Consider the following 10,261-nt stretch of genomic DNA (forward strand, 5'->3'; position numbering starts at 1 on the left):
GATCGCAGCCTCGTTGCACTCGACAGCTCCTACAGGTCGAAGTCGAGCGGTTCAATTGTTTCGGTGCAGTAGCGCTGCCCCTGCCTGAGTGGGGCTTCGCGGTCGATGACCTTGCCCAAGGTCGCGATCAGTCTTTGTCCTCCCAAGAGGATTGCCGGTGGCCAAAAAAGCCGCATCCTTCGCCGCCCTTGGTGGTCTGGTATTTTCCACCGACGCAGGTCGTCATTGCCCGGAATGCAGCAAACCGGTGGACGCCTGTATCTGCAAACAAACCGTAATCCCGGCCGGGGACGGCATTGCCCGCGTGCGTCGCGAGAGCAAGGGCCGTGGCGGCAAGACGGTGACCACCATCACCGGCGTGCCACTGGCCGAAGACGCCCTCAAGGAGCTGGCGACAACGTTGAAGAAACGTTGCGGCACCGGTGGGGCGTTGAAGGACGGGGTCATCGAAATCCAGGGCGATCATGTCGAGCTACTCTTGGCAGAGCTGATCAAGCACGGTTTCAAAGCGAAGAAGTCCGGCGGCTAGCAGCCTCTGTGAAATCCATCTGCGGCTTGATCCGGCACTGAAGCAGTTCAGATCCGGCGTCGTCTCCATGGTTTTCACAGAGCCTGTTCATGACCGGTTTCTAAACTACACGCGGTCAGCGCGGTCTACCGCCGCGCTGACGAACCGTCATTTTCATTCTTTAGACTGCGCCGGCCTGCGATCAGGCGACGCACTATGACTTCTTTATAGGGGACTTCGATGTCCGTACGACGCACACGCAAAGACGATGGCAGCCAATGGACAGTTGCGGACAGCCGCAGTGTTTACGGGATTCGCCATTGGGGGGCCGGGTATTTCGCGATCAATGACGCCGGTCGCGTCGAAGTTCGTCCGAACGGCCCGAGCAGTTCGCCTATCGACCTGTTCGAACAAGTCGACCAACTGCGCAAGAGCGGCTTGTCCCTGCCGTTGCTGGTACGTTTCCCCGACATCCTGCAAGACCGCGTCCGTCAGCTGACCGGTGCTTTCGACTCGAACATCGAGCGCCTGGAATACCAGAGCAAGTACACCGCGCTGTACCCGATCAAGGTCAACCAGCAGGAAGCGGTGATCGAGAACATCATCGCCACCCAGAACGTTTCCATCGGTCTGGAAGCCGGCTCCAAGCCTGAGCTGCTGGCGGTGCTGGCGCTGGCGCCGAAGGGCGGCACCATCGTCTGCAACGGTTACAAGGACCGCGAGTTCATCCGTCTTGCGCTGATGGGCCAGAAGCTCGGCCACAACGTGTTCATCGTGATCGAGAAAGAATCCGAAGTCGGCCTGGTGATCGAAGAAGCGGCCTCGCTCAAGGTCAAGCCACAGGTCGGCCTGCGCGTGCGCCTGTCGTCGCTGGCGTCCTCGAAGTGGGCGGACACCGGTGGCGAGAAATCCAAGTTCGGTCTGTCGGCGGCGCAACTGCTGTCGGTGGTCGAGCGTTTCCGCGCCGCGGGCCTGGATCAGGGCATTCGCCTGCTGCACTTCCACATGGGTTCGCAGATCGCCAACCTGGCTGACTACCAGCACGGTTTCAAGGAAGCGATCCGTTACTACGGCGAGCTGCGCAACCTGGGCCTGCCGGTCGATCATATCGATGTCGGCGGCGGTCTGGGTGTCGACTACGACGGTACCCACTCGCGCAATGCCAGTTCGATCAACTACGACATGGACGACTACGCCGGTGTCGTGGTCGGCATGCTCAAGGAATTCTGCGACGCGCAGAGCCTGCCGCATCCGCACATCTTCTCCGAAAGCGGCCGCTCGCTGACCGCACACCACGCGATGCTGGTGGTGCAAGTGACTGACGTCGAGAAGCACAACGACGACGTGCCACAGATCGAAAACAAGGACGCGCTGCCGGAAACCGTGCAGTGGCTGGTTGACCTGCTCGGCCCGACCGACATCGAAATGGTCACCGAGACCTACTGGCGCGCGACGCACTACATGAGCGACGTGGCCTCGCAGTACGCCGACGGCAAACTGACCCTGGCTGAAAAAGCCCTGGCCGAGCAATGCTACTTCGCGGTGTGCCGTCGCCTGCACAACTCGTTGAAAGCCCGTCAGCGTTCGCACCGTCAGGTGCTTGATGAACTCAACGACAAGCTGGCCGACAAGTACATCTGCAACTTCTCGGTGTTCCAGAGCCTGCCGGACACCTGGGCGATTGATCAGGTGCTGCCGATCATCCCGCTGCATCGTCTGGACGAAGAGCCGCTGCGTCGTGCCGTGCTGCAAGACCTGACGTGCGACTCCGACGGCAAGATCAACCAGTACGTCGACGAGCAGAGCATCGAGACCAGCCTGCCCGTGCACGGTCTGAACGAAGGTGAAGACTATCTGCTGGGGGTGTTCCTGGTCGGCGCCTATCAGGAAATCCTCGGCGACATGCACAACCTGTTCGGCGACACCGACTCGGTGAACATCTATCAGAACGCCGATGGCAGCGTGTACCACGCCGGTATCGAGACCCACGACACCATCGAAGACATGCTGCGCTACGTGCACTTGTCGCCGGAAGAACTGATGACCCACTACCGTGACAAGTGCGCCAGTGCCCGCATCAGTGCCAGCGAACGCACGCAGTTCCTCGATGCCTTGCGTCTGGGTCTGACCCGCTCCTCCTACCTGTCTTCCTGAGACAAGTGCTGTTGCACCGGGTTGTCTGAAATTTCCACGAAAGCGGTGGAAAATTCGGATGACCCGGTGGGATATCTCCCAAATTTCCCGCGAAATAACTGCCTGCCACAGCCGGTGAAGTGATCCCGTCTGCTTTTCGCGTAGGTCATTTCCTAAGTTGTACTTCAGCTCTCTACTCGGCCATGTCTCTCGGCGAGAATCCCCGGCCGCCCCTCCTGTAGAGATCCGCCCATGTTCGAATCAGTCAACGAGCCGTCGTTTCGTCTCGATGTAACGGGGCTGCCCGACCCCTTCGAGGTGCTGGCCTTTACCGGCAGTGAGGGCATCAGCGAACCTTTTGCGTTTGACATCGACCTGTTGATCGATGACCCGCAACTGGACCTGGCCGGTCTGCTGTACCGCTCGGCATTCCTGCATTTCGGCCCCAGGCACAATGGCCTGAGCGGGCAATTGCAGAGCGTCGTGCAGCATGAGCACGAGGCGGGGGTGCGGTTGTGCCGAGTGACGCTGGGACCGAAGTTGAGTTGTCTGGCGCTGCGTTTCAGTCAGCGCATTTTCAGCAGCCAGTGTGTGCCGCAGATCCTCGCACAGGTCCTCAAGGAGCACGGTATCGCTGGCGCGCAACGGCGTTTTGATTTGCACGGCGAATACCCGGTACGCACGTTTTGCACCCAATACCGCGAGTCGGACCTGCAGTTCGTGCAGCGGCTGTGCGCGCAGGCGCGAATTGACTACTACTTCGAGCATCGGCCTGACGGGCACTGCCTGGTCTTCGTTGATGATCCCGCAAGGTTTCCGCTGGCTGGCGGGGCATCTGTGGATGATGACGCGAACTTGCCGAGCGTCCGGCGCTGGCAGATGCAAGTGGATGCCAGCGATGTGCAGGAGCGTTTGGCTCGGCCCGGTAAAGCCCACGGCCACAGCGATCTGCCAGCCTTGCGCAGTGCGCGGTGGCTGGCACTGAGCGAACATCCGTTTGCCGAGTGCAACCGCCGCTGGCTGCTGAACCGGATCGAGCATCGTGCTGATCCGGCCAGCGAACCGCCGTACAGCAACCGGATTCTTGCCTCGGCCGAGGCGCCTCTTGCCCCGCCGACGAGCCTTGCTACACCACCGCGCATGCACAGTCTGCAACGGGCCTGGGTGGTGACCGTCGCTGAGCCCCAGCCTGACGAATGGCGGTCAGTAGCGGTGCAGTTTGACTGGCTCTATCAGGGTGAAGGCGCTGCTGCCAGTCACTGCTGGCTGCCCCTTTCTGCGGCGTTGAGCGAGACGGCGCCGGCAGCGTTGGACGAGGGCGTCGAGGTGGTGGTGAGTTTTCTTGAGGGCGATCCGGATCAGCCGGTGATCAGTGGTGTGTTGCAGGAACCGGCCCTGATCGAAGACTGCCAAGAGCCTCCGGTACTGCCGGACGTTCTGCCGAGCGCAGGTCTGGCGCGGTGGCTGATGTCCGCCGAACCGCTGTTGCTGTTGTGTCTGGTGCCCGGCGGTGGCAGTTATAACCACTGCACGGCGGCAATCTGCAGTTGCCGGCTGGTCGCGTCGCTGGGACAGGGCGGCGCCACTTGAGCGGCGCGCCATTCACCCCGCAGACACAGTGGCTGCTGCTCGATGGCGCCGATGCGCGGCAGGCGCTGACGACGTTGCGTCAGGGGTTCGCCGCAGTCGATTGCACGCGGCTGTTCGAGGGCACCGAATTTCAGGCGGTAAGCGAGCTCGGGCCGCTGCTGGTCGACCTGCACGAGTGCCCGGCACTGGCGGCGCTGTGTCACCGTGATCCGCAGACCTGGCGCGGTCTGCTGATCGCAAGCGATGCCTCGTTGCAGGTTCTTCTGAGTCATTTGCGACGAATGCTGACCGTCTCGTTCGGGCTCAATCATCGCGCCTTGCTCGGTTACTACAACCGGCAGACAGCCAGTTACTTCTTCGATGCCTGTGATGCCGCCGACCTGAGCCGCTGGCTCGGGCCGATCCAACTGCTGCGCTGGTTCGGTGGTACCTGGGCAGACCTCGCCATTGGCAGTGAGGGCTGGCAGCAACTGCGCAATCCGCAATGGGTGGTCGAGCCGCTGAGCGTCGACGAAAGCCTGACCCGGCGCCAGCGCGAACGCTTGCAAAACTGTCTGCTGGAACAACACATCTGGCGCTGGTGCCAATCCATGGGAACCGACTATGCGCGGATGGCCTCCCATGTGCAGGAGGGCCTGAGCCTGGGTTTCAGCGACCGCACGGTGCTGGATGGCTGGTTATGGCTACGCTTGCAGCATCCCCGGGCGCAACTGCCGGACGTGCCGGACGGGCTGAGCCAGCAGGCACGGCTCGACCATGTGCGGCGGCACTGGCAGAACGATCAATCTTGAGGTGTGGCACCCATGACAAACCCGCTGTGGCAACGGTTTGGTTCAATCCTCGGCGGGTGCCTGCTGCTGATGCTGTCGGGGTGTTCGCCGGTCAAGGTGCTCAATGCGCTGACACCCGATGACACGTTCCAGCGAACGGCGGGCATTGCCTACGGCGAAGATCCACGGCAGAAGCTCGACGTCTACGTGCCTCGCCAGCCACTGGAGGGCGCACCGGTGGTGGTGTTTTTTTACGGCGGCAGCTGGAACAGCGGTGATCGTGGCGATTACGCCTTTGTCGGCGAGGCGCTGGCGTCGCGAGGGATCGTCGCGGTGCTGGCGGACTATCGGCTGTACCCGCAAGTGCGCTATCCGCTGTTTCTTGAAGACTCGGCGCGGGCAGTGGCCTGGACCCGGGCGCATATCCGCGAGTTCTCCGGCAACCCGCAACGCCTGTTCCTGATGGGCCACAGTTCCGGGGCCTACAATGCGGCGATGCTGGCGCTCGACCCTGCGCTGCTCGGTGCGGTGGGCATGTCGTCGAGAGACCTCAGCGGCTGGATTGGCCTGGCCGGGCCGTACGATTTTCTGCCGATCAAGAATGCCGCTGTGCGCCCGGTATTCTTCTGGCCTGACTCACCGCCGCAATCGCAGCCGATCAACCATGTCCGGCAGGGCGAGCCTCCAGCGCTGCTGATCGCTGCGACCAAAGATAATCTGGTCAACCCGACGCGCAACACCGCCGGTCTCGCGCGCAAACTGCGCGAGGCCGGTGTGCCGGTGCAGGATCTGTACTATTCGCGCCCCAGTCATGTGACGCTGGTGGCGAGCCTGTCGCGGCCGCTTCGGCGCTTGGCGCCGGTGCTTGAGCAGGTCGTCGCGTTCGTCAAACACACGCCGGTTCAGTGAGTGGCGCCGCTGAACCAGCCGTCGTCGCGGCGCAGCCACAGGGCAAATACGCCGAGCGTCAGGCTGCGCAAGACCATGAACAGCAGGAACGTTATCCACAGCCCGTGATTGCCCAACCCTTGTAGCGCCCAGGCAAACGGCAGCAGCAGGGCGACGGTCAGCAGCATGCCATTGCGCATTTCCCGGGCGCGGGTGGCGCCGATGAACAGGCCGTCAAGCAAATAGCTCCAGACCGCAATCAGCGGCAACACCGCCAGATACGGCAGATAGATGAACGCGGTGTCGCGCACGCTCTGGATATCGGTCTGCATTTCGATGAACAAATGCCCGGCCAGCAGAAACAGCGCGGCAAATCCGAGGCTGGCCAACAACGACCAGCCGCCGGCCACCACCAATGAGCGGCGCAGGGCGAGGCGATCGCGGGCGCCGATCGCGTGCCCGCACAAGGCTTCGACCGCATGCGCCAGACCGTCCAGCGCATGAGCGGTCAGCAGCAGGCCGTTGAGCAGCAGGGCATTGGCCGCCACCGTGGCATCGCCCAAACGCGCGCCTTGCACGGTGATCAGGAAGAACACCGATTGCAGCGCCAGGCTGCGGATGAAAATGTCGCGGTTGACCGCCAGCAACGGGCGCCAGCTCTGCCACACCTTCAGCGCTGCCCAGGCGATTTGCCCGGGATAGGCGCGCAAGGCGCCACGGGTCAGCCACAGGCCAAGCAGGGCACCGCTCCACTCGGCAATCACCGAAGCCCGGGCCGAGCCGACCACCCCCCATTCCAGGCCAATCACGAACCACAGGTTCAAAGCGATGTTGATCAGGTTGGTGCTCAGCAGAATCGCCAGCGGCGCCCGGGCGTTCTGAGTGCCGAGGAACCAGCCGACCAGAGCGTAACTGGCCAGCGCAGCCGGCAGCCCGAATAACCGGGTGTGGAAGAATTCGCGGGTCAATTGATCAAGCTCCGCCGACGGCTGCATGAAGTGCAGGGCCACACCGCTCAACGGCACGCCGAGCGTGCCGAGCACGATTGCCAGTCCCAGCGCCAGCAGCAAACCCTGCAACAGAATCTGCCGCAACGCCGCGCCATCGCTGCGCCCGGCGGCCTGGGCGGCAAACCCGGTGGTGCCCATGCGCAGAAAACCCATGGCCCAGGCGAGAAAGGTATAGAGGCTGGCGCCGACCGCCACCGCGCCCAACTGATGGGCGTGGGGCAGGTGGCCGATGACGGTGCTGTCGACCAGCGCCACCAGCGGTACGGAAATATTGGAAAGAATCATCGGCGCGGCGAGCGCCCAGACCTTGCGGTGAGTCGGACGGTCGCGCCAGTCGGCAATCAGGTTGGACATGCGGGCTCCTTGGGGGAGCGGGGATTGTAGCGATTCATGCGGCTTGCGATACAAACCAATGTGGGAGCGAGCCTGCTCGCGAAAACGGTGTGTCATTCAGAGCCGTTTTGGCTGATCTGACGCCTTCGCGAGCAGGCTCGCTCCCACGAGGGTTAATGGATGATCCAGCTCAACAGCCACAACCCCAACAGCAACCAGATGATCCCGGCAATGATCGACGCATTCATGAACGCGCGAATCGCCGACCACAGCAGCATCAGGCCGACAATCAGCGCGAGGATGCTGATGATCGAGGTGTCCATGCCCAGTGTCTTGGCCAGGCCATCGACAAAATTGCCGCCAGCGTTGCTCAGTATGTTGAACAGGCCGCTGAGCCCATCGACGATGAAGCGGATGATCGAACCGAGTGCCTGGCCGAGCCATTCGAAAAAGCTTTCTACCTGCATGTGTGCATCCTGATGAAAGAGCTGAGCCTTGGGCCACAACGCGGGTGGCCGAGTTCCCTGACAGGAGTATGGCCCAATGCTGCGCCGAACGGAAAATCTGTAGGAGCTGCCGCAGGCTGCGATCTTTGGCTGTTGATTTTCAGGGGCAAGATCAAAAGATCGCAGCCTGCGGCAGCTCCTACGTGGGCCTTGCCTTCAACGCGTATCCCCCCGAAGCTATACGCCTTCAGGAGAACCCGATGAACCTTGTTGAACTGACCGAACGCCTGCACGCCATCCGCGACCGTAATGACTGGCGACAATTTCACAGCCCGAAAAACCTCGCCATGGCCGCCTGCGTGGAAATGTCCGAGCTGGTGGAGATTTTCCAGTGGCTGACCGAAGACCAGTCACGCCAGTTGCCGGCGGACAAACTGGCGCATGCCGGGCAGGAAGTCGGCGACATCGTCCTGTATCTGTTGCTGCTGTGCAGCGAGTTGGGGCTGGATATGAATGAAGTGGTGCGCAGCAAGCTCGCCGACAGCGAACGGCGGTTCAGCTGATGAGCGACCGGCATTTCGATCAGTTGGCGACCCGTTTCGCCGAAAAAATCTACGGTGGTGCCAAAGGCGCGATTCGCCTGGCGGTGTTGCAGGCCGACCTGGCCGAAGCGTTGCCGGACCGGCCGTTGCGCGTGCTGGACGTCGGTGGCGGTCTGGGCCACATGTCGCTGTGGCTGGCCGAGCGCGGCCATGACGTAACCTTCACCGAGCCGGCCGAACCGATGCTCGAAGGTGCCCGCCAGCGCTTCGCCGAGGCAGGGCAGAGCGCGACGTTCATTCAGGCGCCGTGGCAGGAGCTGCTCGGTCAGCTCACCGAACCGTACGATCTGGTGATCTGCCACGCCGTACTCGAATGGCTGGCCGAACCCCATGCGATCCTGCCGGTGCTGCATCAGCTGACCAGCCCCGGCGGCTGGCTGTCGCTGGCGTTCTACAACCGGGATGCGCTGATTTATCGCAACCTGCTCAAAGGCCATTTCAAGAAAATGCGCAAAAACACCATGGCCGGTGAAAAGCAGAGCCTGACCCCGCAGCAGCCGCTTGATCCGCGGGAGCTGGCAACGCAACTCGAAGGGTTGTGGCAGGTCGAAACCCAGAGCGGGATCCGGGTTTTTCACGACTACATGCCCGTGGAATTCCAGGCCCGCGCCGAACTCGTGGATTTGCTGGAGATGGAGCTCGCTCACCGTCGCCACCCAAGCTTCGCCGGGCTTGGGCGTTACTTGCACTGGATCTGCCGGCCGATCTGATCGGAGCACCGCATGAAAGCTCAATCCGGTTTATTGCTGATCTGTCTGGGGCTGGCCGCTTGCCAGGGCAGCAACCCGTACGTCGCGCAGTCACGGCCGTTGCCGCCGGCACCGCCGCAAGCGGCCAACACCTTCGATCGCAGTGCTTATCCGGCACCGCCACGCGATTACGGGCGCTATCGCAGTTGGGCCTGGCTCAACGGCCAGTTGCCGCCGGGCACGGCGTGGGCCGACTCGGCGCAAGTGGCCGAAGCGGTGAGCAATGCGCTGGATCAGCGCGGATTGCGGCCGTTGCACGACAACCGGCCGGCCGACCTGCTGGTCAGCGCCAACCTGCGTCTGGAAACCCGCTTGCGTCAGGTGCAGGACGACTACGGCTATTACGGCGGATACGGTGGCTATGATCGCTACGGACACGGTTACGGCATGTACAACACTGTGCCGATTGTTCGCACCTATCAGGAGCAGGTCGTGGTAGTGCAGGTCGATCTGTTCGACGCCGGCACCGGGCAACCGGTGTGGAGCGCCAGCGCCGAGACGGCCAACCAGGGCAGCCAACTGGTGCGCACCGATGCCATTCGCGAGGCGCTGGAAAAAGCCCTGTCGGCCTATCCGCCGAGCTAGACTTCATATGAGAACGCTTCGCAGGTTCAGGCCTTCAACCGGAGAAAAATCATGTTCCGCCGTCTCGCTTTATTGGCCATGGCCGCGCTGCTCAGTGCCTGCGCCGCCAATCAGGTCAACCATGACTTCGATGCCAGCCGCGACTTCGCCGCCTATCGCAGTTGGAGCTGGAAAGAACCCGCGCTGCAATATCGCCCGGATGACCCACGGATCAAAAGCGACCTGACCGAGCAACGCATCCGCCAGGCCGTCAGTGATCAGCTCGACCAGCGCGGTTTGCGTCCCGCCGCAGCGGGGGCCAAGGGTGACCTGAGTGTGCAGACCTACCTGATTGTCGAAGACCGTCAGCAGCAAGTGACCACCAACTACGGCGGCGGTTGGGGTGGCCCGTGGAACGGGTATTGGGGCGCGCCGATGTACAACGAAACCCGCAACATCACCTACAAGGTGGCGACCATCCAGATCGATTTGCTCGATGGCAAGGACGGCAAACTGGTGTGGCGCGGCAGCGATGAACAGATGCTCAGCAGCACGCCCAATCCGCAGGATCGCAGCAACGCGGTGCGCGAAACCGTCAGCCGGATATTGGCCAACTATCCACCGCGCTAGTGCGCTGTAAAAAAAACGGGAGCCCAGGAGGCTCCCGT

Annotated in this window: 11 protein-coding genes; 9 read left to right on the forward strand and 2 right to left on the reverse strand. The window is 62.4% G+C overall.

The annotated features are described in order from the left end of the window. Positions 1-157: 157 nt before the first annotated feature. The 5 genes from ACYZUM_RS30220 (at position 158) to ACYZUM_RS30240 (ending at position 5,910) form a co-directional block, all read left to right on the forward strand. The gene (locus ACYZUM_RS30220; protein ID WP_041068080.1) at positions 158-529 is read left to right on the forward strand and encodes a translation initiation factor Sui1; all 372 of its coding nucleotides are present in this window, start codon (positions 158-160) and stop codon (positions 527-529) included. 219 nt (positions 530-748) lie between these two features. Next, on the forward strand, positions 749-2,662 hold the full coding sequence (gene speA / locus ACYZUM_RS30225) for an arginine decarboxylase (protein ID WP_108181573.1): 1,914 nt from the start codon (positions 749-751) through the stop codon (positions 2,660-2,662). A gap of 231 nt (positions 2,663-2,893) precedes the next feature. Next, positions 2,894-4,231, forward strand: a complete 1,338-nt coding sequence (locus ACYZUM_RS30230; protein WP_108181574.1) for a contractile injection system protein, VgrG/Pvc8 family — start codon at positions 2,894-2,896, stop codon at positions 4,229-4,231. Continuing rightward, positions 4,228-5,022, forward strand: coding sequence for a DUF4123 domain-containing protein (locus ACYZUM_RS30235; protein ID WP_108181575.1), 795 nt, complete (start codon positions 4,228-4,230; stop codon positions 5,020-5,022). The genes ACYZUM_RS30230 and ACYZUM_RS30235 overlap by 4 nt, the downstream gene beginning before the upstream one ends. Positions 5,023-5,034: 12 nt before the next feature. Next, a complete protein-coding gene (locus tag ACYZUM_RS30240; RefSeq protein WP_108181576.1) occupies positions 5,035-5,910 on the forward strand; it encodes an alpha/beta hydrolase in 876 nt (291 codons plus the stop codon). Here the strand turns inward: ACYZUM_RS30240 and ACYZUM_RS30245 are convergent. After that, complete coding sequence (locus ACYZUM_RS30245) at positions 5,904-7,253, reverse strand: MATE family efflux transporter (protein WP_108181577.1); 1,350 nt, start codon at positions 7,251-7,253, stop codon at positions 5,904-5,906. The two genes, ACYZUM_RS30240 and ACYZUM_RS30245, sit on opposite strands and share 7 nt — an antisense overlap. 152 nt (positions 7,254-7,405) lie before the next feature. Next, positions 7,406-7,699: a hypothetical protein gene (locus ACYZUM_RS30250; RefSeq protein WP_007963021.1), complete on the reverse strand. Its 294-nt coding sequence runs from the start codon at positions 7,697-7,699 to the stop codon at positions 7,406-7,408. A gap of 239 nt (positions 7,700-7,938) precedes the next feature. On the opposite strand from ACYZUM_RS30250, the gene ACYZUM_RS30255 reads away from it, so the two are divergent. From ACYZUM_RS30255 to ACYZUM_RS30270, 4 genes are read left to right on the forward strand one after another with little or no spacing between them, the layout of a single operon-like run. Then, positions 7,939-8,241: a MazG-like family protein gene (locus ACYZUM_RS30255; protein WP_108181578.1), complete on the forward strand. Its 303-nt coding sequence runs from the start codon at positions 7,939-7,941 to the stop codon at positions 8,239-8,241. Next, entirely contained in the window at positions 8,241-8,990 is a 750-nt protein-coding gene (locus ACYZUM_RS30260) for a methyltransferase (RefSeq protein ID WP_108181579.1), read from the forward strand. The genes ACYZUM_RS30255 and ACYZUM_RS30260 overlap by 1 nt, the downstream gene beginning before the upstream one ends. A 12-nt stretch (positions 8,991-9,002) precedes the next feature. Next, complete coding sequence (locus tag ACYZUM_RS30265; protein ID WP_108181580.1) at positions 9,003-9,614, forward strand: DUF4136 domain-containing protein; 612 nt, start codon at positions 9,003-9,005, stop codon at positions 9,612-9,614. A 51-nt stretch (positions 9,615-9,665) separates the two neighbouring features. Then, positions 9,666-10,223 (forward strand): DUF4136 domain-containing protein, encoded by a 558-nt coding sequence (locus ACYZUM_RS30270; RefSeq protein ID WP_007963018.1) that lies wholly within the window; start codon positions 9,666-9,668, stop codon positions 10,221-10,223. Positions 10,224-10,261: the final 38 nt, after the last annotated feature.

The sequence above is a fragment of the Pseudomonas sp. m6p genome (assembly GCF_055760375.1).